This window comes from Acinetobacter sp. 22323, assembly GCF_052044895.1.
Lineage (GTDB): Bacteria > Pseudomonadota > Gammaproteobacteria > Pseudomonadales > Moraxellaceae > Acinetobacter > Acinetobacter schindleri.
This window is the reverse complement of sequence record NZ_JBQEOL010000057.1, coordinates 1-428: the sequence shown is the minus strand read 5'-3', so window position 1 is coordinate 428 and position 428 is coordinate 1. Positions and strand designations below refer to the sequence as shown.

Annotated in this window: 1 tRNA gene; it reads right to left on the bottom strand. The window is 38.8% G+C overall.

Annotation, left to right across the window (positions count from 1 at the left end):
* Nucleotides 1–325 precede the first annotated feature (325 nt).
* A tRNA-Ala gene (locus tag ACTJIX_RS14875) sits at nucleotides 326–401 on the bottom strand.
* Nucleotides 402–428 lie beyond the last annotated feature (27 nt).

Genomic DNA, 428 nt, shown 5'->3' with positions numbered 1-428 from the left:
TCATATACCAAAACGCTTGATTCAGTTTAATCGCTAGAACTCATTTCTTGTAGTTGCCTACTTGAAACGAGTTTGAACAAATTATTTCAACTCAAATATATTCTGTTAATGATTTTTCCAGCCTTCGTCAGGTCAGGAAACTGTGATAAATCACAGAGATTATCAAGTGCGCGTATCATAACGCTTGTACTTGCTAATCTCTAGGATCTAAACACTTGATCGCTTAGGAACTAAACAACTTCATCACTGTATGATTACATACTGCGCGAAGCGTAGCTTCTTGCTTAAATTTCAAGGAAAAGCATGCTTTTCTTATCTTGAAATTTGGTGGAGACTAGGAGAGTCGAACTCCTGACCTCCTGCGTGCAAAGCAGGCGCTCTACCAACTAAGCTAAGTCCCCAGCTTATCATATAGGATTCAATGTTCT